This is a genomic window from Ruegeria sp. HKCCD3925, assembly GCF_057221175.1.
Window position 1 is genome coordinate 953,992 of the sequence record NZ_JBWVBI010000001.1, and the last position, 23,596, is coordinate 977,587.

19 protein-coding genes are annotated in these 23,596 nt (G+C 57.6%); 16 read left to right on the plus strand and 3 right to left on the minus strand.

Annotated elements, in window-relative coordinates; all coding sequences use genetic code 11:
- Positions 1 to 134: 134 nt before the first annotated feature.
- The 3 genes from dnaK to radC all read left to right on the plus strand — a co-directional run bounded on the left by dnaK (position 135) and on the right by radC (position 4,183).
- The gene (gene dnaK / locus AC2TEM_RS04685) at positions 135 to 2,042 is read left to right on the plus strand and encodes a molecular chaperone DnaK (RefSeq protein ID WP_170426297.1); all 1,908 of its coding nucleotides are present in this window, start codon (positions 135 to 137) and stop codon (positions 2,040 to 2,042) included.
- Positions 2,043 to 2,116: 74 nt separating this feature from the next.
- Positions 2,117 to 3,268, plus strand: a complete 1,152-nt coding sequence (gene dnaJ, locus AC2TEM_RS04690; protein ID WP_170399308.1) for a molecular chaperone DnaJ — start codon at positions 2,117 to 2,119, stop codon at positions 3,266 to 3,268.
- A 159-nt stretch (positions 3,269 to 3,427) separates the two neighbouring features.
- Complete coding sequence (radC, locus tag AC2TEM_RS04695; RefSeq protein ID WP_170426295.1) at positions 3,428 to 4,183, plus strand: RadC family protein; 756 nt, start codon at positions 3,428 to 3,430, stop codon at positions 4,181 to 4,183.
- Positions 4,184 to 4,186: 3 nt separating this feature from the next.
- On the opposite strand, the gene AC2TEM_RS04700 is transcribed toward radC, so the two are convergent.
- The 3 genes from AC2TEM_RS04700 to secA form a co-directional block, all read right to left on the minus strand.
- Positions 4,187 to 5,743 (minus strand): phosphate ABC transporter substrate-binding/OmpA family protein, encoded by a 1,557-nt coding sequence (locus AC2TEM_RS04700; protein ID WP_170426293.1) that lies wholly within the window; start codon positions 5,741 to 5,743, stop codon positions 4,187 to 4,189.
- 25 nt (positions 5,744 to 5,768) lie between these two features.
- A complete protein-coding gene (locus tag AC2TEM_RS04705; RefSeq protein ID WP_255611988.1) occupies positions 5,769 to 6,686 on the minus strand; it encodes a hypothetical protein in 918 nt (305 codons plus the stop codon).
- 100 nt (positions 6,687 to 6,786) lie between these two features.
- Complete coding sequence (gene secA, locus AC2TEM_RS04710) at positions 6,787 to 9,504, minus strand: preprotein translocase subunit SecA (RefSeq protein WP_170426291.1); 2,718 nt, start codon at positions 9,502 to 9,504, stop codon at positions 6,787 to 6,789.
- A gap of 177 nt (positions 9,505 to 9,681) precedes the next feature.
- On the opposite strand from secA, the gene AC2TEM_RS04715 reads away from it, so the two are divergent.
- The 13 genes from AC2TEM_RS04715 to AC2TEM_RS04775 all read left to right on the plus strand — a co-directional run bounded on the left by AC2TEM_RS04715 (position 9,682) and on the right by AC2TEM_RS04775 (position 23,525).
- Positions 9,682 to 10,530, plus strand: a complete 849-nt coding sequence (locus AC2TEM_RS04715; protein ID WP_480856009.1) for a peptidylprolyl isomerase — start codon at positions 9,682 to 9,684, stop codon at positions 10,528 to 10,530.
- 4 nt (positions 10,531 to 10,534) lie between these two features.
- The gene (gene argJ, locus AC2TEM_RS04720) at positions 10,535 to 11,761 is read left to right on the plus strand and encodes a bifunctional glutamate N-acetyltransferase/amino-acid acetyltransferase ArgJ (RefSeq protein ID WP_480856010.1); all 1,227 of its coding nucleotides are present in this window, start codon (positions 10,535 to 10,537) and stop codon (positions 11,759 to 11,761) included.
- Positions 11,758 to 12,156, plus strand: coding sequence for an 8-oxo-dGTP diphosphatase MutT (gene mutT / locus AC2TEM_RS04725; RefSeq protein ID WP_170334201.1), 399 nt, complete (start codon positions 11,758 to 11,760; stop codon positions 12,154 to 12,156). The genes argJ and mutT overlap by 4 nt, the downstream gene beginning before the upstream one ends.
- 28 nt (positions 12,157 to 12,184) lie before the next feature.
- Complete coding sequence (locus AC2TEM_RS04730) at positions 12,185 to 12,727, plus strand: hypothetical protein (RefSeq protein WP_170426285.1); 543 nt, start codon at positions 12,185 to 12,187, stop codon at positions 12,725 to 12,727.
- A 332-nt stretch (positions 12,728 to 13,059) separates the two neighbouring features.
- Positions 13,060 to 15,003 carry an AMP-binding protein gene (locus tag AC2TEM_RS04735; protein WP_480856018.1) on the plus strand — a complete coding sequence of 648 codons (1,944 nt, stop codon included), beginning with the start codon at positions 13,060 to 13,062 and terminating at the stop codon, positions 15,001 to 15,003.
- A gap of 75 nt (positions 15,004 to 15,078) precedes the next feature.
- A complete protein-coding gene (locus tag AC2TEM_RS04740) occupies positions 15,079 to 15,897 on the plus strand; it encodes an ABC transporter ATP-binding protein (protein ID WP_170426283.1) in 819 nt (272 codons plus the stop codon).
- Positions 15,898 to 15,926: 29 nt separating this feature from the next.
- On the plus strand, positions 15,927 to 16,913 hold the full coding sequence (locus AC2TEM_RS04745; RefSeq protein WP_170408767.1) for a branched-chain amino acid ABC transporter permease: 987 nt from the start codon (positions 15,927 to 15,929) through the stop codon (positions 16,911 to 16,913).
- Between the two features lie 3 nt (positions 16,914 to 16,916).
- Positions 16,917 to 17,174: a hypothetical protein gene (locus tag AC2TEM_RS04750; protein ID WP_170408766.1), complete on the plus strand. Its 258-nt coding sequence runs from the start codon at positions 16,917 to 16,919 to the stop codon at positions 17,172 to 17,174.
- 3 nt (positions 17,175 to 17,177) lie between these two features.
- Positions 17,178 to 18,254 carry a branched-chain amino acid ABC transporter permease gene (locus AC2TEM_RS04755; RefSeq protein WP_170408765.1) on the plus strand — a complete coding sequence of 359 codons (1,077 nt, stop codon included), beginning with the start codon at positions 17,178 to 17,180 and terminating at the stop codon, positions 18,252 to 18,254.
- 73 nt (positions 18,255 to 18,327) lie between these two features.
- Positions 18,328 to 19,611, plus strand: coding sequence for an ABC transporter substrate-binding protein (locus tag AC2TEM_RS04760; protein ID WP_170408764.1), 1,284 nt, complete (start codon positions 18,328 to 18,330; stop codon positions 19,609 to 19,611).
- Between the two features lie 72 nt (positions 19,612 to 19,683).
- The gene (locus AC2TEM_RS04765; protein WP_170399269.1) at positions 19,684 to 20,517 is read left to right on the plus strand and encodes an ABC transporter ATP-binding protein; all 834 of its coding nucleotides are present in this window, start codon (positions 19,684 to 19,686) and stop codon (positions 20,515 to 20,517) included.
- Between the two features lie 19 nt (positions 20,518 to 20,536).
- Complete coding sequence (locus AC2TEM_RS04770; RefSeq protein ID WP_170426281.1) at positions 20,537 to 21,754, plus strand: acyl-CoA synthetase family protein; 1,218 nt, start codon at positions 20,537 to 20,539, stop codon at positions 21,752 to 21,754.
- Between the two features lie 106 nt (positions 21,755 to 21,860).
- Positions 21,861 to 23,525: an ABC transporter permease gene (locus tag AC2TEM_RS04775; protein WP_170426279.1), complete on the plus strand. Its 1,665-nt coding sequence runs from the start codon at positions 21,861 to 21,863 to the stop codon at positions 23,523 to 23,525.
- Positions 23,526 to 23,596 lie beyond the last annotated feature (71 nt).

Consider the following 23,596-nt stretch of genomic DNA (forward strand, 5'->3'; position numbering starts at 1 on the left):
AGGCCCCTGTTCCCGCCCTTATATACGCCTCGACGCGCGATGGTGTAGTGCTGTCGCGCACATCAATCGGGGGCAGGATGCCAAAACGGGTCCAACCCTCGGGACATCGCCTTGAAGAGAAAGGGATTGAAAATATGGGAAAAGTAATCGGGATTGACCTCGGTACCACAAACTCGTGTGTGGCCATCATGGACGGCTCGCAGCCGAAGGTCATCGAAAACGCCGAAGGGGCGCGGACCACGCCCTCGATCGTCGCTTTTACAGAAGATGAGCGTCTGGTCGGTCAGCCTGCAAAACGTCAGGCGGTCACCAACCCCGACAACACGATCTTTGGCGTCAAGCGCCTGATCGGTCGTCGTGTGGATGATGCAGAAGTCGAAAAAGATAAGAAAATGGTGCCGTACGCCATCGTTGATGGCGGCAATGGCGACGCGTGGGTTGAAGCCCGCGGTGAAAAGTACTCCCCAAGCCAGATCTCGGCCTTCACTCTGGGCAAGATGAAGGAAACCGCAGAAAGCTATCTGGGTGAGGAAGTCACGCAGGCGGTTATCACCGTTCCGGCATACTTCAACGACGCACAGCGTCAGGCCACCAAAGACGCCGGTAAAATTGCCGGTCTGGAAGTGCTGCGGATCATCAACGAGCCGACAGCAGCTGCTCTGGCCTATGGTCTGGACAAAGAAGAAACCCAAACCATCGCGGTTTATGACCTTGGTGGTGGTACTTTCGACGTAACCATTCTGGAAATCGACGACGGTCTGTTCGAAGTCAAATCGACCAACGGTGACACCTTCCTGGGTGGTGAAGACTTTGACATGCGCATCGTCAACTACTTGGCGGATGAGTTCAAAAAGGAACACGGTGTCGATCTGTCTGCCGACAAGATGGCCCTGCAGCGTCTGAAAGAAGCTGCTGAAAAAGCCAAGATCGAGCTGTCCTCGACCTCGCAGACCGAGATTAACCAGCCGTTCATCTCGATGGGCTCGAACGGTCAACCGCTGCACATGGTCATGAAACTGACCCGTGCCAAGCTGGAATCGCTGGTTGGCGACCTGATTAAGAAGTCGATGAAGCCTTGCCAGGCTGCTCTGAAAGACGCGGGCCTGTCGGCTGGCGACGTGGATGAGGTTGTTCTGGTCGGTGGTATGACCCGGATGCCGAAAGTGATCGAAGAGGTCACCAAGTTCTTCGGCAAAGAGCCGCACAAGGGTGTGAACCCGGACGAAGTTGTTGCCATGGGCGCCGCCATTCAGGCCGGTGTTCTGCAGGGTGATGTCAAAGACGTGGTTCTGCTGGACGTGACCCCGCTCAGCTTGGGTATCGAGACGCTGGGTGGCGTGTTCACCCGTCTGATCGACCGCAACACGACCATTCCGACCAAAAAGTCTCAGGTCTTCTCGACCGCCGAGGACAACCAGAACGCCGTGACCATCCGCTGTTTCCAGGGTGAGCGCGAAATGGCCGCAGACAACAAGATTCTGGGTCAGTTCAACCTCGAAGAAATCCCGCCCGCACCGCGCGGCATGCCTCAGATCGAGGTGACTTTTGACATCGACGCCAACGGCATTGTCTCGGTTTCGGCCAAGGACAAAGGCACCGGCAAAGAGCAGAAGATCACCATTCAGGCCTCGGGCGGTCTGTCGGACGAAGATATCGACAAGATGGTCAAGGATGCCGAGGAAAACGCCGAGGCAGACAAGGCCCGCAAAGAGCTGGTCGAAGCCAAGAACCAGGCCGAAAGCCTTGTCCACGCGACCGAGAAATCGATCGAGGAACATGGCGACAAGGTCGACCCGTCAACCGTCGAAGCGATCGAGCTGGCCGTTGCTGCGCTGAGGGATGAGCTGGAAACGGACAATGCCGACAAGATCAAGTCGGGCATCCAGAACGTGACCGAAGCGGCCATGAAACTGGGTGAGGCGATCTATAAGGCACAGGCGGAACAGGGCGAAGATGAGCCCGCAGCCGCAGATGCCGCGCCGGGTGACGATGACATTGTCGACGCCGAGTTCGAAGATCTGGACGACGACAAGCGTAACTAACGGGTAACCGGGCCAATTTGGGCCGGTCCGGTTGCCGGGCCGGCCCGATTACGTTGAGGCAGAAGGAAATACTGATGTCCAAACGCGACTATTACGAAGTGCTCGGCGTGTCCAAGGGCGCTTCTGCGGATGAGATCAAGAAAGGCTTTCGCTCGAAAGCCAAACAGCTGCATCCCGATCGCAACAAGGACAACCCCGATGCCGAAGCGCAGTTCAAAGAGGCCAACGAGGCTTACGATGTTCTGCGTGATGCTGACAAGAAAGCCGCTTATGACCGCTTTGGTCACGCCGCGTTTGAAAACGGCATGGGTGGCGGCGGCGGCCGTCCCGGTGGCGGCTTCGGTCAGGGCGATTTCTCCAGCGCGTTCTCTGACGTGTTCGACGATCTGTTCGGCGACTTCATGGGTGGCCAGCGTGGGGCAGGCGGGGGCCGTCGCGCCGCACGCGGTTCAGACCTGCGCTATAACCTGCGGGTCACGTTGGAAGAGGCTTATGCAGGCCTGCAGAAAACCATAAACGTTCCTACGGCTGTGGCCTGTTCCTCTTGCGAGGGAACTGGTGCCGAAGGTGGTGTTGAACCTACCGCATGTCCGACTTGTTCCGGCATGGGCAAGGTTCGCGCGCAACAGGGCTTTTTCACGGTTGAGCGCACCTGCCCGACCTGCTCTGGTTTGGGTCAGATCATTAAGAACCCTTGTAAGTCGTGCCAAGGTGCGGGGCGCGTTGAAAAAGATCGCGCATTGTCCGTGAACATCCCTGCCGGTGTCGAGACCGGCACCCGGATTCGTCTGGCCGGTGAGGGTGAGGCCGGAATGCGTGGTGGTCCTCCCGGTGACCTCTATATTTTTGTCGAAGTTTCCGAGCACAAGCTGTTCGAACGTGACAGCGTGAACCTCTATTGCCGTGTGCCAGTCAGCATGGCCAAGGCAGCACTTGGCGGTTCGATCGAGGTGCCGACCATCGACGGTGGTCGCGGTCGTGTACAGATTCCTGCCGGCAGCCAGTCGGGTCGCCAGATGCGCCTGCGTAGCAAAGGCATGCCCGCCCTGCGTGGCGGAGGCATCGGGGATATGTTCATCGAACTTGCCGTGGAAACTCCGGTCAATCTGACCAGTCGTCAGAAAGAACTTCTGCGTGAGTTTGACGATTTGGGTGAGGATAACCATCCGGAATCTAAAAGCTTTTTTTCTTCTGTAAAGTCCTTCTGGGATGGCATGAAGGGTTAAACGGTTAAGCAGGGGGGCTCTGCCCCCCATCGCCCTTTGGGCGACCCCCCCGAGATATTTATGGCCAGATGAAGCAGGGGATCCGTGTGTTGCCGATCCGGCGGGCAGAGATAAGGCGCGTTAACTTTTCGGAAACCGATTCTGCGTCAGAGTGGTGTTATGACCCAAGACGCCTTTGCCGAAGCCCCCATGCTGTTCGATACGGATGAAGCACCGGCGCAGCCGCTGCCCGTTGGTCGGTTACCCTCCTACATCAAAGACCATCGCAAGCGGCTGCGCGAAAGGTTCATGTCTGGCGGATCAGCAGCGATGCCGGATTATGAACTGCTGGAACTTGCTCTGTTCCGATCCATCCCGCGTCAGGATGTGAAACCGCTGGCTCGGGCACTGATGGAAGCGTTTGGTGATTTCAATCGTGTGTTGACGGCACCCGAGGAACGGCTGCGTCAGATCAAAGGCGTTGGGGACACGGTGATTACCGATCTGAAAATCCTTGAGGCCTGTGCCCATCGCATGGCGCGTGCCCGGGTGATGCAACGGCATGTGATCTCGGGATGGGATGCGCTTCTGGACTATTGTCACACCACGATGGCGCACCGCGAGATCGAGCAGTTTCGTGTGTTTTATCTAGATCGCAAGAATGTGCTGATTGCGGATGAAGAGCAGGCCAAAGGCACGGTGGATCATGTGCCGGTCTATCCGCGAGAGGTCGCGAAGCGGGCGTTGGAACTCAATGCCTCGGCTCTGATCCTGGTCCACAATCATCCATCCGGTGATCCGACGCCGTCGCAGTCGGATATCGATATGACCAACCGGATTCAGGATGCGTGTTCCGCCCTTGGGCTGACTTTGCATGATCACCTGATCATCGGGAAATCGGCTGAACTGAGTTTCCGCTCGCAAGGCTATTTGTAAGGGTTATCGGATCCAAACTTCGACCCGACGATTCACCTTGCGGCCCCATTCGGTGTCGTCGCAGGCCATCGGCATGGCCTCGCCAAAGCCCTCGACACTGATTTCGATGCTGTCGGGGAGGCTGGTTTCGACCGATGCCAGCACTGCGTTTCGGACGGTTTTGGCTCGCTGCAGGGCAATACGTGAATTGGCGACCGCCGCGCCCTCGCCGTCACTAAACCCAACAAAGATCAATTGACGCGCCTCCAACGTTCCGCTTTCCAAAGCTTGCGCAAGGTTCAAGATGTTTGACCGGGACTGAGCATCGGGTCGCGAAGACCCCGGTTCGAACCGAAAGGACAAAGATAGCCGCGAAAGTGGACGGAGGGTTTCGATCATGCGCTGCAACTCTTGCAACCCGACCTCAGCTCCACCGGTGCTGATCGCATTGGCCAGCCGATCGCCTTGCAGCCCAACCTGGATTGTTTCAAGGGATTGATCGACAAATCCGGCTTGCCGGATGACCATCTGTGCGGCGCTGCTTTGGGTATAGGCCAAAAACTGTCGCGCGACTTTGGGCAATCGTCTTTGTGGCAAATAGAAAAACATGGGTGAGGTCAGCGGATAATCTTCGGTCTTGACCGATTGCCGTGTTGCCGACAGGGCATGTCCGCACCCACCGGTCAGAGGCAGGGCGCGCACAGTCCCGGCCTCGGCAAGACTGGCGACGCCGAGCGCGAACGGGTCGTTCGAGACCGTGCGCACCAGATCGCTGTTTCGATCGTGGCGCGTGATCTGAGCGGTCATATGTGCGTTGGCAGGTGCTAACAGCAAATCCTCGACCGCCTGATCCAGCCCGGAACCGACCTGTGGCAGATGCAGAGAGATCGGCGCATCAGGCCCACCGAGATCGCCCCAATTTGCGACCTCGGCGGTGAAAACCTTCACCAGATCAGCAAGCGATATCTGGCGCACGGGATTGTCGGCTGACACGATTGGCACGATTGCATCCAGAGCCAAGACGCGCGACCGGCGGGTTTGCGTCAGATCTCCGAGCCCAGCGGCTTTGGTCAACTCCAGTTCGTCTGATCGAATTTCCCGCTGCGCCAACACGACATCTGCGGTGTTCTCAACCAGATCGATAAAGCCGTCAGCCGTATCCGTTGCACGAAATATGAACCTCGCCAAAGGCGCCTGCCGATCAGGGTGATTCAGAGCGTAGACCCGCAGGTCTCCGGTTCCCTCAGGCTGTGACAGTGTTAACCCTTCCTCGATGGCAAAGCCCTGTGCAAGTGCGGGCAGCAGCGTCTCGGCGATCACTGATGAGCCAGAGAACCGAACTTCGGCCACAAAATCCGTCAGGTTGGGGCAAGCTGGGCCGTCGCAGGTGACCCCCGATCCATCGACCGTAAGCTCTCCGAATTGCGTATCGACACGGTAGAATTCACCGTCGTAACCAAGAAGGGTGCCGACCACTTCTACCTTGCCGTCATGCGAGGTCAAAGTGATGTCCTGCGCGAATACGCTTTGTGCCAAGGATAAGGCAAAAAGCGCGGCGAACACCGCACGAAGAATGCTCATTGGAAACCGTAGATCTGCCTGCTGCTTATTTGGCAGCGATTGTCAGGTCTGAGAACAGATTATTCAACACCAGAAAATCGCCAGCTGCCTCACAACCGGGCATATCCAGCGACAGGTCGCGTGAGCGTAGCCGTTCCGCGCGCCATTCCAATGATTGCACGCTTAGGGGCTTGCCGCAATTTGCTTCAGTGACCTCAGTTTCAACCGACAGAGTGATACTTCCGGCCTCGGTTGCGGTCTCAATGGGGTATGAATAAACCTCGATGTTGCGCGCGACGTCCGAACCGCCCTGACCCAGATGGATCACCGAGCCCGCGCCGCCGGTCTGGGACCCGGACCACACGTGGCCTTCTTCCCCGTAACCTGCGCCGAATTCCAGCGCATGAAGCTGCAGATCGGTTTCGCCCTGCCACTGCAAGGCAACCCGGTTGAAGCTGTTGATCTCGGGCACATGCGTCGTCGCAACGGTGCCTTTCTCATCCGGCAGCGAGATCAGGAAAATAGCGTATTCCGACAGCGCCGGGATGGTCAGGTTCAAGCCGCCAAGCGCATCGGTCTCGGTGCTGAAAACCAGCCCGTTGTGATGAACCTCAATGGTCTCATTGGCGTGGCAGGGGGCCTTGACCCGCAGCCGTACGTTGGCGCCGGGCACAGCCATGGCGCGCGCGCTCATATCGCAATTCGAAGGCAAACGGCTGGTTTCTGGCGCTGAGCGTATGGATTGAGATAGATCCTTGGGACGCGTTTCTGTCGGGGAAGAAGAGGTCAGGACAACGCTTTCCAGTCCGGTCAGGTCCGAGTCCTGTTCCGAGATCGAAGCGACGCGTTCACCGCTCGGCTCAGCATTGGGTTGCTGCGCCGATCCGCTTTGCATCAAATATCCAATGGCCAGAGCGCAGGCAACGGTTCCGCCCGTGGTCACGTAGTTCTTAATGACAAACAAGACACCCTCCCCAGTTGAAGGAGCGAGTCGCAATTTGCTTCCCAATCAAGGCCAATATGTGGCCGTGAGGCGGACTCATTGTGGTGGAAAGCAGGTGACGTTAAGTCAACCTGCCGTGGCAATGTTTGAATTTTTTCCCCGAGCCACAGGGGCAAGGATCATTGCGTGACGGGTTACCCCAAGTCGAAGGATCATCCTCGACAAAACCCGGACGACTGTCACCAGACGCTTCGGCTTCGGCGATCGCCTCGGCATTCCCGGCAGCTTGATCCACAGCTTTCTGCGCCTGTGCCTGTTGCGCTGCCATCTGCGCGAGCATTTCCTTCTGTTCTTCTTCGCTCAGCGGGCGCACGCGCGACAATTGCTGAGTGACGGTTTCGCGCAAGGAATCAAGCATCCCTTCGAACAGCTGGAAGCTTTCGTTCTTGTACTCGTTCAGCGGGTCGCGCTGTGCATAGCCACGGAAACCCACGACCGAGCGCAGATGTTCCAGCGTCAAAAGATGTTCGCGCCATTTGCCATCGATAGTCTGCAGCAGAACCTGCTTTTCGATGTTGCGCATGTTTTCCGGGCCAAACGCCACGGCCTTCTGCGCCATCATTTCATCGGCGGCCTTGATCAGACGTTCGCGGATTTGCTCGTCATCTACGCCTTCCTCGGCGGCCCAGTCCTGAACCGGCGCATCGATGGTCAGCTTCTCTTTGACCGCTTCGTGCAGACCTTCTGTATCCCATTGATCTGCATATGATTTTGGCGGCATGAATTCGTCGATCATATCGTCGATCACCTGCTCACGCATATCGGACACGACATCCGACAGATCATCTGCTGACATGATTTCACGCCGCTGGCTGAACACGACTTTCCGCTGATCGTTCATCACGTCGTCGAATTTCAGAACGTTTTTGCGCATGTCAAAGTTGCGACCTTCGACCTTGGATTGCGCCCGTTCCAGCGATTTGTTCACCCAGGGGTGAATGATTGCCTCGCCCTCTTTCATGCCCAGCGTGGTCAGGACCTTGTCCAGACGTTCCGAACCGAAGATGCGCATCAGGTCATCTTCCAGGCTCAGGTAGAACACGGTGCGGCCCGGGTCACCTTGGCGTCCCGAACGCCCTCGCAGCTGGTTGTCGATCCGGCGGCTTTCATGACGTTCGGACGCCATTACGTAAAGACCACCGGCCTGCAGCACCTTTTCCTTTTCTTCCGCGTGCTTGGCTTCTTCTGCCGCACGCAACTCGGCCGGGTCAGCCTCGGGGTTTTCGGCCAGCGCCTGTAGCACCTTCATCTCAACGTTACCGCCCAGCTGGATGTCAGTACCGCGACCCGCCATGTTGGTGGCGATGGTCACCGCACCCAGACGGCCGGCATCTGCCACGATCTGGGCTTCCTGTTCGTGCTGACGGGCGTTCAGAACATTGTGCTCGATACCCTCCTTAGTCAGCATCTGGCTGATCACTTCGGACTTTTCGATCGACGTGGTACCGACAAGAACCGGCTGACCTTTTTCACCGGCCTTTTTGACCTGTTCAATAATGGCACCGTATTTTTCGGCTGTCGTGCGATAGACCTGGTCGTCTTTGTCCTCACGCGCGATTGGTTTGTTGGTCGGAACCTCGACCACACCCAGACCATAGATTTCCTGAAATTCTTCCGCCTCGGTCAGCGCAGTGCCGGTCATGCCGGACAGCTTGTCATAGAGGCGGAAATAGTTCTGGAATGTCACGCTGGCCAGCGTCACATTCTCGGGCTGAATCTGTACGCCTTCCTTGGCTTCGATAGCTTGGTGCAGACCCTCCGACAAGCGGCGGCCCGGCATCATCCGACCGGTGAATTCGTCGATCAGCACCACATTGCCATCCCGAACGATATAGTCCTTGTCACGTTGGAACAGTTTATGCGCGCGCAGGCCCTGATTGACGTGATGCACTACAGTGGTGCTTTCGGGGTCATACAGCGAATGCCCCTCGGGCAGCAGACCCGCTGAAAGCAGTTGCTGCTCCAAAAACTCGTTGCCTTCATCGGTGAACGTCACGCTGCGGCTTTTTTCATCGAGCGAGTAATGATCGTCCTGCAGCGTCGGGATCACGGTATCGATGGCAGTATAAAGGTCCGATCGGTCTTGTGCCGGCCCCGAGATGATCAGCGGCGTCCGCGCCTCATCAATCAGGATCGAGTCGACTTCGTCGACGATCGCGAAATTGTGGTGCTTCTGATAGACCTGTTCCAGATCGGCCTTCATGTTGTCGCGCAGATAGTCAAAGCCCAACTCATTATTTGTGGCATAGGTGATGTCACACTTGTACGCCGCCATCTTCTCGGCATCCGGTTGGCCCGACCAGATCACACCGGTCGTCATGCCAACGGACGCAAACACCTTGCCCATCCATTCCGAGTCGCGCTTGGCCAGGTATTCGTTCACCGTGACCACATGCACGCCCTTGCCGGTCAGTGCATTCAGATAGGCGGGGAAGGTGGCGACCAGGGTTTTGCCTTCACCCGTTTTCATTTCCGAGATATTGCCCTGGTGCAGGAACAAACCACCCATCAACTGCACATCAAAGGCCCGAAGACCCAGGGCGCGCTTGGCCCCTTCGCGGACATTGGCAAATGCTTCCGGCAGCAAGTCATCCAGCTTTTCACCGTCCAGCGCTCGTTTGCGCAGCTCAGCGGTTTTCTCGATCAGGCCATCGTCGGTCAGGATCTCGAACTCCGGCTCCAGCGCATTGATCTTTTCGACCAGCGGGCGGGCCGCCTTGATCTTGCGGTCGTTCGGTGTTCCGAACACCTTTTTGGCGAGCGTTCCGAGTCCCAGCATGTTCACTCCAGCGGATCTGTTTTTTTCTTGGTTGCGACAGGCTTGCCCACCTTGCGCGCAGCCCCTAGATACGGGGGGGTGAAAGGCGGCCCTGTCCAAGGCTTCAAAGCGATGTAAGGGGCAGGTTCCACAGTGTCAACGCTGCGCCCTGTCGCGGCAAAGAAATAGGATAATTCCATGCCCAAAGGCCTCACTTTTCTGCCATCGCTTGCGCTTGCTGCCGTGATGGCGTTGCCGCTGGCCGCCCAGGACGCACCGGATGCCAACACCGTGGTTGCCCGCGTGAACGGCGACGAGATCACATTGGGTCACGTCATCGCCACCGCCTCGGCGCTGCCGGCGCAGTATCAGCAGCTTGAAGATGAGGTGCTATATGATTTCATCCTCGAGCAACTTGTCCAGCAGCACCTTCTGAGCCTTGAACAGGAAGAGCTGAATACACTCAACGCCCTTCGACTGGAAAACGAAACCCGGTCCCTGCGCGCCGTGCAAACCGTCGAAGCGCTGACAGCCGCCAGTGTCACTGATGAGGCCATACAGGCCGCCTATGACACGCAATTCGCCGAGTTTCAGGGTGAAGACGAGTTCAATGCCAGCCACATTCTGGTCGAATCCGAGGACGAAGCCAAAGCTGTCAAAGCCCAACTTGAAGAAGGCGCAGATTTCGCTGAGCTAGCGAAAGAAAAATCCACAGGACCCTCTGGCCCCAATGGCGGTGCGCTGGGCTGGTTCGGCAAAGGCCAGATGGTGCCCGAGTTTGAAGGTGCCGTGCTTGGCCTTGAAAAGGGTCAAGTCTCGGATCCGGTGCAAACCCAGTTCGGTTGGCACGTGGTCACGCTGAACGACAAGCGCAAGACCGAGGCCCCCGAATTGGCGGTCGTGCGCGATGAATTGGCTCAGACCATTCGGCAAGAAGCAATTCAGGCTAAGATTGACGAGTTGACGCAGCAAGCGCAAATCGAGCGTCCCACGCTCGAGGGCGCCGGCCCCGAGGTCATGCGCCAGCTGGAGCTGCTGCAGGAGTAACCCCGTGGCCACGATAACCAAGGTTTCACCGCTGGCCCCGGCGGCCTTCCCCGAATTGCCCGCGATCGACGGTGTGCGCTTCGCCACTGTCGAGGCTGGTGTCCGATATCAAGGCCGCACCGATGTGATGCTGGCCGTTCTTGATCCGGGCACTTCGGTGGCGGGGGTGTTCACCCGCTCGGCAACCCGTGCGGCCCCCGTTCTGGATTGTCAGGACAAGATCGGCGGGCCCGGCGACGGGCCTGCAGCGATCCTTGTGAATTCGGGCAACGCCAATGCGTTTACCGGCCATTACGGGCAGACCTCAGTGGCCGAGGTGACGCAAGCCGTCTCCAAAGCTACCGGTGTTGAGGTAGATCGGGTTTTTACCTCGTCGACCGGCGTCATCGGCGAGCCGCTGCCCCATGACCGCATCGTTGCACAGCTTGAGGCGTTGAGGGCGGGCCTCAGCCGTCACGCGATCGAGGACGCGGCGCGCGCGATCATGACCACCGACACCTTCCCGAAGGGGTCGTCGGCGCAGGTCGATATTGGCGGCCAAACAGTCTCTATTGCGGGGATAGCGAAGGGTTCCGGCATGATCGCGCCCGATATGGCGACGATGCTGGTTTATATCTTCACCGACGCTCAGATCGAGCAAACAGCGCTGCAGGCGATGCTGGGCGCGCAGACCGACCGGACCTTCAACTGCATCACCGTGGATAGCGATACCTCGACATCCGACAGCCTCTTGCTTTGCGCCACCGGGGCATCGGGCGTCGATGCCACCGGCAATGCCGCTTTCGCGCAAGCGCTGGAAACAGTGATGTTGGACCTTGCGCAGCAAGTGGTCCGCGACGGCGAAGGGGCCACGAAATTCGTAGAAATTCGTGTGACCGGCGCCGCCACGGATGCTGATGCCAAAACCCACGGGCTGGCTATCGCCAACTCCCCGCTGGTCAAAACCGCCATCGCGGGCGAGGACCCGAATTGGGGCCGCATCGTCATGGCCATCGGCAAATCCGGTGCTGCTGCAGACCGCGACCTTTTGAGCATATCGTTCGGAGACATCCTTGTGGCTGAAAAAGGCTGGGTCAGCCCCGACTACCGCGAGGAAGACGCTGCGGCCTATATGAAAGGTCAGGATTTGGTGATCGCAGTCGATCTGGGACTGGGTCAGGGCGCTTCCACCGTCTGGACCTGCGATCTGACCCACGGCTATATCGAGATCAACGCGGATTACCGCTCGTGAAGACAGTATTGGTGTCTGCCGTCGCTCTGATCGACATCGAGGGCCGCGTCCTGCTGGCCCAACGCCCCGAGGGCAAATCCATGGCCGGTCTGTGGGAATTCCCCGGCGGCAAGATCGAACCCGGAGAAACCCCTGAGGCCGCCCTGATCCGCGAGTTGCACGAGGAACTGGGCATCGACACCTGGGCCTCGTGCCTCGCGCCGCTGACCTTTGCTAGCCACAGCTATGACGATTTCCATCTGCTTATGCCGCTATTTGCCTGCCGGAAGTGGGAAGGCATCCCACAGTCCAAGGAAGGCCAGGCGTTGAAATGGGTGCGGGCAAATGACCTGCGGAACTATCCGATGCCCGCGGCGGATGTCCCGTTGATTCCGATTTTGCGGGATTGGTTGTAGTGTTTTCCAAATATTTCGAGAAAAAGTTGTGAAGAATATTTCTGCAGTTTTGATTTTTGTTTCTACGGCTGCGTACGCGGGCGAAAGGGAAGAACTCGTCGCGGCTCTGATGCAAGGGGGAAGCCATCAATTCGAAGATGAACGCCGTGAAGTTCAGGTTGATGGGTGTCAAATGACCACCTTTAGGTGGCGCGAAATACCCAACCATGGCTGGGTTCTCTGGACTTCATTCCAATTCGATATGATTGACGCTCAACTCAATGAGGACAATCGTTTTCCTGGAAAGAAGTACGCCTATGGCAAGCTTTACGACGGTACACCTGAGGTAGGTTTGGCGCTGTACGGATTCACAATGCGAGATGGCACGCTTACTAGACAAGAACGATCGGTGTTAAGAGAGCCCTCGTCGGATACGTCTCCTTCTCCTAGAGGTGACGGAAATAGCCACTACTACGAGTGGCGAGATAGCATGGTGATTTCGATGACTGGGCCCGGTGTGGAAACAAAAGCTATTACGTTTACAGAGGCTTATGACGCATACGTCAGCAAGTACTGCTCCTTCTCAAGTTAACATTCCTGTATTTCTTAGCTCGTAGGAATTATCAATTGATGTAACTGGAACCAAAGTCACTCATGCCGTTAAACGGCCACTCTTCGCCAACGCATGACAGCTGGTAAGCCTTCTTGCGCGTTTCGTACAACTCGAAGGATCACCCCTCCACCCCTGTTACAATTCGTAAGAATTGAGAAAACATCAGGCAAAACTTGACGCTGATCGTTACGACGTCCCTTATCGGGGCATTGGCGTTCGGGCACCATCCCGAACCCGCCATTTTCGGCCCGGGGAGGGGTCGGATGGGGAGGAGAGAAAGATTGGCTCAGACGCAGTCGGGCGCTGAAGGGATGGACTCTCTTCCGGCGCTATTACACCGCAATGTGACCCAGTTCGGGGATGCCCCGGCCTATCGGGAAAAGGAATTCGGGATCTGGCAATGCTGGACCTGGGCGGAAGCCGCCAAAGAAATCCGTGCCATCGCGCTTGGGTTTCTAGAACTTGGCGTTGAAAAGGGTGACCATATTGCTGTGATTGGTCGGAACCGTCCCGCCCATTACTGGTCGATGGTTGCCGCTCAGATGGTAGGCGCGGTGCCGGTGCCTCTGTATCAGGACTCGGTCGCCGAAGAGATGGCCTATGTGCTGGAACATTGCGGTGCGAAATATGTCGTCTGCGGTGATCAGGAGCAGGTCGACAAGGTCATTGAAATTCAGGAAAACCTGCATCAGGTCAAACACATACTCTACACCGACAAGCGGGGGATGCGGAAATACGACCACTCGCAGATGAACGCGCTTGAAGATATCATGGCTGAAGGCAGCGCTGGTCACGCGCGTTTCGATGCTGAGCTGGACAAGCGTATCGCGGCGATCACTTACAATGATACCTGCGTGATGCTTTATACCTCGGGCACCACGGGCAAGCCCAAGGGCGTGGTGCTGTCGAACCGCAATGTTATCGAAAGCGCTAAGAACTCGGCGGAATTCGATCATCTTACCCGGAACGAAGACATCCTGTCTTACCTGCCGATGGCTTGGGTTGGCGATTTCATATTCTCGATTGGTCAGGCTTATTGGTGCGGCTTCTGCGTGAACTGCCCCGAAAGCGCCGACACGATGATGACCGACCTGCGCGAGATCGGGCCGACCTATTTCTTTGCCCCGCCGCGGGTGTTCGAAACCCAGCTGACCAACGTGATGATCCGGATGGAGGATGCGGGCAAGCTGAAGCAGCGCATGTTCCATTATTTCATGGCCCATGCCAAGAGGGTTGGTGGATTGCTGCTGGACGGCAAGCCGGTGGGCTTTGGCGACAAGTTGAAATATGCGTTGGGCAATCTGCTGGTCTATGGGCCACTCAAGGATACGCTTGGCTATGGCCGGTTCCGTGTGGGCTATACGGCGGGTGAAGCGATCGGGCCGGAAATCTTTGATTTCTACCGCTCTTTGGGCATCAACCTGAAGCAGCTTTACGGTCAGACCGAAGCGACCGTGTTCATCACCGTGCAGCCGGATGGCGAGGTACGGGCGGATACGGTTGGTGTTCCGGCCCCAGATGTCGAGCTGAAGATCGATGATAAGGGCGAGATTCATTACCGCTCACCCGGCGTGTTCGTCGAGTATTACAACAACCCGGATTCGACGGCTTCGACCAAGGATGCCGAAGGTTGGGTGGCGACGGGGGATGCCGGGTTCATAGAGGAGAATTCAGGCCATCTGCGGATCATTGATCGTGCCAAAGACGTGGGCAAGATGGCTGATGGTTCGATGTTTGCGCCGAAATATGTCGAGAACAAGCTGAAGTTCTATCCCGATATTCTTGAAGTCGTGCTTTTCGGGAATGGCAAGGATCGATGCGTCGCTTTCATCAATATCGACCTGACGGCGGTCGGAAACTGGGCGGAACGCAACAACGTGGCCTACGCGTCCTATCAGGAACTTGCGGGACATCCTCGTGTGTTAGAGACGATTCGGAGCCACGTTGAAGTGGTAAACAAGTCGGTCGCGGCGGATGAAATGCTATCGGGCTGTCAGGTGCATCGCTTTGTGGTTCTGCACAAGGAACTGGATGCCGATGATGGCGAGATGACTCGGACCCGCAAGGTGCGGCGTGGGTTTGTCGAGGACAAATTCAGCGACATTATTGCGGCGTTGTACGACGGGTCGTCGAGCGTTTCGACCACGACTGAAGTGACCTATGAAGATGGTCGTAAGGGATCGATTTCTGCGACGTTGGAAATTGTCGATGCGCCAGTGGTTCCGGTCGCGCAGCACAAGGTGGCGGCGGAATGAGTGGGCTGACGCGCGCCGCTCGACCTGCGGTCATCGCCCAGCCCGCCATCCCGTTTTTGTGTCAGGGAGGTTCTGATGCTGGATAACTCCGAAGGATATGTCACCGAAGACGGCCGCAAGATCGGCGGTGTGGTGATGGAGATGAAGAACATCACCCTGCGCTTTGGCGGCGTGGTGGCGATCAAGGATATCTCGTTCGACATCCGTGAGGGTGAGATCCGTGCGATCATCGGGCCAAACGGGGCGGGTAAGTCCTCGATGCTGAATGTGATCTCGGGCTTTTATGTTCCGCAAGAGGGTGAGGTTTGGTTTCACGGTGCCAAACGCCCGCCGATGCGGCCCTTTGAAGTAGCCCAGCAAGGGATCGCGCGGACGTTCCAGAACATTGCCTTGTTTGAAGGGATGAGCGTTCTGGACAACGTCATGACCGGGCGTTTGGGTTTTATGAAGACCAATATTCTTCAGCAGGCGCTGTGGAAGGGTAAGGCCGAGGCAGAAGAGACCGAGAATCGCGAGGCGGTCGAGAAGATCATTGATTTCCTTGAGATTCAGCACATCCGCAAAACGCCGGTGTCCCGGCTGCCTTACGGGTTGAAGAAACGGGTCGAACTGGCGCGCGCGCTGGCAGCGGAACCGAAATTGCTGCTGCTGGATGAGCCGATGGCCGGGATGAACGTCGAAGAGAAAGAGGACATGAGCCGCTTTATCCTCGACGTGAATGACGAGTTTGGCACCACGATTGCGCTGATCGAGCACGATATGGGCGTGGTAATGGATCTGAGCGACCGTGTGGTTGTGATGGATTACGGCAAAAAGATTGGTGACGGCACCCCGGATGAGGTGCGCAACAACCAAGAAGTCATTGATGCCTATTTGGGGGTCAGCCATGACTGAGGTCCGGGCAGAATTGGGGAGGGGCTGGCATGCCTGAACAATTAATCTTCGCGATGGAGGTCATCCTCAACGGTCTGATGGCTGGGGTGCTGTATGCGCTGGTCGCACTGGGCTTTGTGTTGATCTACAAGGCGTCGGGGATTTTCAATTATGCCCAAGGGGTTATGGCCCTGTTTGCGGCGATGACGCTGGTCGGAATCATGAATGGGCAGGTACCTTTTGCGCATCTGATCAACGCGACTTTCGGCACGCATGTCTATAATTTTGGTTGGAATGTGCCCGCGTTGCTTGCGATTATTCTGACCATGGCCGTGATGGTGTTGCTGGCCTGGTGCGTGCAACGGTTCGTCATGCGCCATCTGGTCGGACAGGAACCGATCATCCTGTTCATGGCGACCATTGGTCTGGCCTATTTCCTTGAGGGCGTCGCCGACCTGATGTGGGGGTCCGAGATCAAGACGCTGGATGTGGGTCTGCCGCAGGGTATCAACCTGTGGATTGACGAGACGACCTTTAATATCTTCGACTACGGTTTCTTCATCGACAATCTGGACATCGTGGCCACGATCATCGCAGCACTTCTGGTGGCGGCTCTGGTCGCGTTCAGCCAGTACACCAAGCAGGGTCGGGCGATGCGTGCGGTGGCGGATGACCATCAGGCGGCGCTATCGGTCGGGATTTCGCTGAACTTCATCTGGATCATGGTCTGGTCGGTCGCCGGGTTTGTGGCGCTGGTCGCGGGCATCATGTGGGGCACCAAATCGGGCGTTCAGTTCTCGCTGTCGCTGATCGCGCTGAAGGCGCTGCCGGTGCTGATGCTAGGCGGATTCACCTCGATCCCCGGAGCCATCGTCGGTGGCCTGATCATCGGTGTGGGTGAGAAACTGTTCGAGTTCGCCATCGGCCCAATGGTTGGCGGTGCGACTGAGAACTGGTTTGCCTATGTATTGGCGCTGATATTCCTCGTGTTCCGACCTCAGGGCCTGTTCGGCGAGAAGATCATCGAGAGGGTTTAGGGCGTGACCAAGCTGATTGCTATCATCAACGTGATCGCATGGGCGGGGTTTTGGGCTTTCGGCTACATCGCCCTGACATCGAGCGATCTGACCGAGGGCCAACTTGTGATCGCTGTAATTCTGGCCTTTGCCGGGCTGGTCATGGGCATCCTGGCTTACATGAAACTGGTGCGCGCTTCCGAGGCCACCGGATATGCCAAAGGGTCCAATCAACTGGACGCCGCTGCCCGCAATCGGGCGCAGGAAGAATGGGGAAAGTAAGACATGTTCTATCGTGAGGCCGGGGATTTCAAAACCTCATATATCGCCGACAGCCAGACTTTCCCGATCAAGTTTGACCGGTATCGGTACTATGTCGTTCTGGCGGTGGCGTTTGGAATAATTCCGTTCATCATCAACGATTATTGGGCCAATGCGCTGCTTCTGCCATTCCTGATCTATGCCATCGCTGCGATCGGGCTGAACATTTTGGTGGGCTATTGCGGGCAGGTCTCGCTGGGCACCGGCGGGTTCATGGCAGTGGGGGCCTATGCCTGCTACAAGCTGATGACGGCCTTTCCCGATGTTAGCATGTTCATCCATGTGATCCTAGCCGGCGGCATCACCGCCATTGTGGGTGTCCTATTCGGCTTACCATCACTGCGGATCAAAGGCTTTTATCTGGCGGTTGCCACGCTGGCGGCGCAGTTCTTTCTTGTGTGGCTGTTTAACCGGGTGCCGTGGTTCTACAACTACTCGGCCTCGGGCCAGATCAATGCGCCGGAACGCGACGTATTTGGGATCATCATCACCGGCCCGAATGCTCCGGCATGGGCGACTTATCTGTTCTGCCTGATCTTCCTGACCGTCTGCGCGATCATCGCGCGTAACCTGACCCGCGGCACCACTGGTCGTACCTGGATGGCAATCCGCGACATGGACATCGCGGCCGAGATCATCGGGGTGAACCCGCTCAAGGCCAAGCTGACCGCCTTTGCTGTCAGTTCGTTCTTCGTGGGCGTGGCCGGCGCGCTGTTCTTTGCGGTCTATCTGGGCGCGGTCGAGGTTGGAGAAGTGTTCGGCATTCAAAAATCGTTCCTGGTGCTGTTCATGGTGATTATCGGCGGATTAGGGTCTATTTTTGGGTCCTTTGCCGGTGCCGCCTTCCTCGTGCTGCTGCCAGTCGTTTTGAAACTGCTTGGCGTCGATCTGCTGGGCTGGCCCACAGATATCGTGGCGCACCTGAACCTCGTAATCGTCGGTGCTCTGATCATCATGTTCCTGATCCTCGAACCGCACGGTCTGGCGCAGCTCTGGCGTGTGGCGAAAGAGAAACTCAGACTCTGGCCGTTCCCGCACTAAGGACCGGCCCAACGAAAAGACGGGTGTGAAACCCGAAACCCAACATCGGATCAACCAAGGGAGGAGACACCCGATGAAAAAGAAACTGGCAACCCTGGCGCTGGGCGCCGTGATGGCCGCAGGTCCGGTCATGGCCGACCTCGTATTCCCGTCGCTCAGTTACCGGACCGGGCCTTATGCGGCCGGCGGTATCCCATTTGCGGACGGATATGCCGACTACTTCACACTGCTGAACGAACGCGATGGCGGTATCGGCGGTGTTGCGGCCAACGTGATCGAATGCGAGACCGGATATAACACGGAAAAAGGCGTGGAATGTTATGAATCGACCAAGGGCGAAGGTGCTTTGGTCTATCAGCCCCTGTCCACCGGCATCACCTATCAGTTGATCCCTAAAGTGACCGCAGACGGCATTCCGCTGCACACGATGGGTTATGGCCGCACCTCGGCGGCGAACGGTAAGGTGTTCAGCAACGTGTTCAACTATCCTGCCAACTACTGGAACGGGGCGTCGGGCGCGATCAACTATCTGCTGGACGAAAACGGTGGCGACTTGAGCGGCAAGAAGATCGCGCTGGTCTATCACAACTCGGCCTATGGCAAGGAACCGATCCGTACGCTGGAAACACTGGCTGAAAAACATGGCTATGACCTGACCCTGCTGCCGGTCGACCACCCCGGTCAGGAGCAGAAGTCGCAGTGGCTGCAAATCCGCCGGGAAAAGCCCGACTATGTGATCATGTGGGGCTGGGGCGTTATGAACCAGGTCGCCGTGCAAGAAGCCGCCAATATCCGCTTCCCGATGGAGAACTTCATCGGCGTCTGGTGGTCCGGGGCCGAGTTTGATGTTGAGCCTGCGGGTGATAAGGCCACCGGCTACAAAGCGCTGACCTTCACCGGTCTGGGCGACGACTATCCTGTCTATGACGACCTGAAGAAATATGTCGTCGATGCGGGCAAAGCTGCAGGCGCCGGTGATCAACTGGGTACGGTGCAGTACAACCGCGGCCTCTATGCTGCGATGCTGGCCGCAGAAGCAGTGAAAACCGCGCAAGAGATGCACGGCACTGCCGAAATCGACGCATCGATGATGCGCGATGGCATGGAGGCGCTGGAGATCACCAACGCCAAGATGGAAGCGTTGGGTATGGCCGGTTTCGGACCTGAATTCGCGGTCTCGTGCGAAAACCACGGCGGCCCAGGCCTTGTCGGCGTTGTTCAGTGGGATGCAGCGGCGGGTACCTGGAACTCGATTCAGGGCTTCGAACCGACTGACGCTGAGGTCATCAACGCACTGATCGACGAAGACTCGGGCGCATATGCTGCTGAGAACAATATTTCTCAGCGCTGCGAATAAGGTGCTCTGAACCAAACGGGGCGGCGGATCGCTGCCGCCCCGAACCCCACACTCGCACAAGGACACGCGCTGATGTTGGATGCGGCACAAACCACTGACGTGCAGGCGGAAACCCTGCTTGAGGTCAACAATATCGAGGTGATCTACAACCATGTGATCCTTGTTCTGAAAGGCGTTAGCCTGACTGTGCCCAAGGGCGGCATCACAGCCCTACTGGGTGGCAATGGTGCGGGAAAGACAACCACATTGAAGGCCGTGTCGAACTTGCTGCATTCGGAACGGGGCGAGGTCACCAAAGGCTCGATTAAATATCGCGGCGAGGGCGTGCATGAAAGCGACCCGGCTGCCTTGGTTGAGAAGGGCGTCATTCAAGTCATGGAAGGCCGCCACTGTTTCGAACACCTCACAGTCGAGGAAAATCTGCTGACCGGTGCCTATACCCGGAAGGACGGGTCTGCCGCGATCCAGCAGGACCTTGAATTGGTTTACAATTACTTCCCACGCTTGAAGGAACGCCGTCGTAGTCAGGCCGGTTATACTTCGGGCGGTGAGCAGCAGATGGTGGCGATGGGCAGGGCTCTGATGTCGCGCCCCGAGACCATCCTTCTTGATGAACCCTCAATGGGTCTGGCTCCGCAACTTGTCGAAGAGATTTTTGGCATCGTAAGGGACCTGAACGAGAAGGAAGGCGTGTCCTTCCTGTTGGCCGAGCAGAACACAAATGTGGCTCTAAGGTTTGCTCATTACGGTTATATTCTGGAATCTGGCCGCGTGGTGATGGACGGCCCCGCCGCGGAATTGCGCGAAAACCCGGACGTAAAGGAATTTTATCTCGGCATGTCTGACGAAGGCCGCAAGAGCTTTCGAGACGTGCGCTCATACCGCCGCCGCAAGAGATGGCTGTAAGTGGGTGGAGGATATTTCAATGACCTATTTTGATAAGCTTGAAACCCGATCCGCTGACGAGCGCACCGCTGATCACGCGCGCGCCTTGCCAGAACAGATTGCCCGCGCGCAAAAAGCGCCCGGATATGCCGGCATCCTGTCCAACGTGGACGCCGGCACAGTGACAGACATGCAGGCGCTGGCACAACTGCCGGTTCTGCGAAAATCTGATCTGACAAAGGCGCAGGGCACCCGGCCTCCGTTTGGAGGGTTCACCGTCAAACCGGCGCGGAATTTCCAGCATGTCTTTCAATCTCCGGGGCCAATCTATGAACCCGGCAGCACTGATCACGACTGGTGGCGCATGGGCCGGTTCCTGAATGCAGCCGGGGTTGGTCCGGGCGATATCGTTCAGAACTGTTTTGGCTATCACCTCACCCCCGCGGGCATGATCTTTGAAAGCGGCGCGCAGGCTGTTGGCGCGTCGGTCCTGCCTGCAGGTACAGGTCAGACCGAGTTGCAGGTGACAGCTGCGCGCGATGTGGGTTGCACCGCATATGCAGGAACGCCTGACTATCTGAAAGTCATTCTGGATAAAGCCGAAGCCATGGGCGTCGCGCTGAAATTTTCCAAGGCCGTTGTGGGTGGCGGGGCGCTGTTTCCAAGCCTACGACAAGATTACGCCGATCGGGGCATCGTCTGCCTGCAATGCTACGCGACCGCTGATCTGGGCAACATAGCTTATGAAAGCCCTGCGATGGAGGGTATGATCATCGACGAACACGTGATCGTTGAGATCGTCACCCCCGGCACAGGAACCCCGGTTGCACCTGGTGAAGTAGGTGAGGTGGTTGTGACTACGCTGAACCCCGATTACCCGTTGATCCGATTTGCCACCGGTGATCTGTCGGCGATCATGCCCGGAGAGTCTCCGTGCGGGCGCACAAATATGCGTATCAAAGGCTGGATGGGTCGCGCCGATCAGACCACCAAGATTAAGGGCATGTTCGTCCGCCCCGAACAGGTGGCCGCGCTGGTCGACAAGCATGATGAAATCGTCAAGGCGCGTGTCATTGCGGCGCGACAGGGCGAGATGGATACCATGACCGTTCAGATCGAAAGCCCCTGCGAGAACGATGGTGCCTATGCAAAATCGGTGGTCGAAGTCCTGAAACTGAAAGGCGCGATTGAAGTTGTGGCGCCGGGCTCATTACCAAAAGATGGCTTGGTGATCGAGGATCAGCGCGTTTATGAATAGGGATCTGCGGCGAACATTGCCGCAGTTTTTGTTAGTCCGCCCACTGGTGTTTCTTAGAGTTTTAGTCGATTAAAGGCAGACCCTACGGGATTCTCAGTCAGACGCCATGGCCGAAGTCGAATATTCAGAACACGGAACGCATAATCGCGGCGCACTAGGCACACGCTTTGTGGGCGGCATTGCCTATGTCGTGGCAGCCGCCTGTGTGTTGCCAATGGTGGCGGTTGTTCTGGCGGCGGTGACCGGTGGCACCGACACAATTTCCCATTTGTTAGAGACTGTTTTGCCTGGCTATGCGCTGACCACGGTGATCCTGGTGGTGCTGGTCGCAGCAGGGACGTTTTCGATTGGCGTCGGCGCTGCGTGGCTGGTCACGATGACCCGCTTTCCCGGAGTGCGGTGGCTGGAAATCGCTCTGGTCCTGCCGCTGGCCTTTCCGGCTTATGTGCTGGCCTATGCCTATACCTTCATTCTGGATCACCCCGGAATCGTTCAGACCACGCTGCGGGATGTGACCGGCTGGGGCCCGCGCGACTATTGGTTCCCCGAGATTCGCTCGACCGAGGGTGCGGCGGTGATGTTGATCCTGGTGTTGTATCCCTATGTCTATTTGCTGGCGCGCGCGGCGTTTCTGCAGCAAAGCGCCACGGCCTTTCTGGCGGCCCGGGCGTTGGGCAATGGCCCCTGGCATGCCTTTTGGCGCGTATCCCTGCCGATGGCACGCCCGGCGATTGCGGGGGGCGTCTTGCTGGCGGTTATGGAAACCATCGCCGATTTCGGCACAGTCGCCTATTTCGGAGTGCAGACTTTTGCCACTGGCATCTACACAAGCTGGTTTTCCATGGCTGATCGCGCTGCTGCGGCGCAACTCGCCCTTTGTCTGTTGGGTTTTGCGCTTGTCATGGCCGTGGCCGAGCGGACACAGCGCGGCAAGGCCAAATACTATCAGGCAGGCAAGCGCCACGCAGGTCTGCCAGCGGCGCAACTCAAGGGATGGCAATCACTTGCGGCATTTCTGCTATGCGCAATTCCCGTCCTGTTCGGATTCCTTCTGCCTGTGGTTATCCTGGTGCAGATGGGGTTGGAATCCGAGCAGAACCTGCTGTCGCGCCGATATATCGGGTTCATACAGAACTCGCTGACACTGGCGGGGACTGCGGCGGTTATCACCGTCAGCGCGGCGATTTCGATAGGATTCTTCCAACGCCTGCGCCCCGGGCGCGGATCCGCCATGGCGGCTTATGTGGCGCGGTTAGGCTATGCGGTGCCGGGTGGCGTGATCGCCGTGGGGCTGATCGTCCCCTTTGCGGGATTCGACAACGCACTGGATGCGTGGATGCGCCAAACCTTTGGTATCTCGACCGGACTGCTGGTCACTGGATCCATCTGGTTGTTGATCGCGGCCTATATGGTGCGCTTTCTGGCCGCCGCGCTCAGCGCCTATGAGGGTGGGCAGAGTACGGTTCACGCCAATATGGATGCCGCCGCGCGGTCACTGGGTCAAACCCCGTTGGGAACGCTGCGCCGGGTGCATCTGCCGATCCTTACGCCTTCGCTGCTAACGGCACTGTTGATTGTCTTTGTGGATGTGATGAAAGAGCTGCCCGCGACCCTGATCATGCGGCCTTTTAACTTCGACACGCTAGCAGTGCAGGCCTATCGTCTGGCCTCGGATGAGAGGCTTGAAGGTGCAGCGGTTCCGTCGCTGGTTATTCTGGCTGTCGGGTTGCTGCCGGTGATCTTGATTTGCCGTCAGGTTGGGCGCAGATAGCGGGCGGGCGATCCAAAAATACAACACCTTGATGCCAGTGGGCTTGATTCGACGGCGATTTCCGGCAAGGC